The sequence below is a fragment of the Streptomyces fumanus genome, from assembly GCF_014655295.1.
Lineage (GTDB): Bacteria > Actinomycetota > Actinomycetes > Streptomycetales > Streptomycetaceae > Streptomyces > Streptomyces fumanus.
The window spans coordinates 1-944 of record NZ_BNBI01000039.1 but is presented as its reverse complement, the minus strand read 5'-3'; the positions used below and the strand labels follow the sequence as shown (position 1 = coordinate 944).

Below are 944 nucleotides of genomic sequence, written 5' to 3'. Positions count from 1 at the left end.
ATCACCAACGCCACCTCGGCCCGCTCCTGGCTGCTGGCCGGGCTGGACGGGGACGAGAAGGCGGTCGCCAAGCACTTCGTCGCCCTGTCGACCAACGCGGAGAAGGTCGCCGACTTCGGCATCGACACCGCGAACATGTTCGAGTTCTGGGACTGGGTGGGCGGCCGCTACTCCTACGACTCGGCGATCGGCCTCTCCCTGATGATCGCCATCGGCCCGGACCGGTTCCGGGAGATGCTCGACGGCTTCCGCCTCGTCGACGAGCACTTCCGCACCGCGCCCGCCGAGTCCAACGCCCCACTGCTGCTGGGCCTGCTGGGCGTCTGGTACGGCAACTTCCTGGGCGCCCAGTCCCACGCGGTGCTGCCGTACTCGCACTACCTGTCGAAGTTCACCGCCTACCTCCAGCAGCTCGACATGGAGTCCAACGGCAAGTCGGTCCAGCGCGACGGCAGGCCGGTCGAGTGGGAGACCGGGCCGGTGGTGTGGGGCACGCCGGGCACCAACGGGCAGCACGCCTACTACCAGTTGATCCACCAGGGCACCAAGCTGATCCCGGCCGACTTCATCGGCTTCGCCCGGCCGGTCGCCGAGCTGAGCGAGGAACTCAAGGCCCAGCACGACCTGCTGATGGCCAACTTCTTCGCCCAGACCCAGGCCCTGGCCTTCGGCAAGACCCCCGACGAGGTCCGCGCGGAGGGCGTGCCCGAGGAACTGGTGCCGCACAAGACGTTCCAGGGCAACCACCCGACGACCACCATCCTCGCCCGGGAGCTGACCCCGTCCGTCCTCGGCCAGTTGATCGCCCTCTACGAGCACAAGGTGTTCGTGCAGGGCGCGATCTGGAACATCGACTCCTTCGACCAGTGGGGCGTCGAACTCGGCAAGGTCCTCGCCAAGCGCGTCGAACCCGCCCTCACCGAGGGCGCCGAGGTGCCCGGCCT

At 68.4% G+C, this 944-nt stretch carries 1 protein-coding gene; it reads left to right on the top strand.

Annotated elements, in window-relative coordinates; translation table 11 throughout:
- A partial coding sequence (gene pgi / locus IE316_RS35190) for a glucose-6-phosphate isomerase (RefSeq protein WP_190208639.1) occupies window positions 1-944 on the top strand: 944 nt, incomplete at both ends.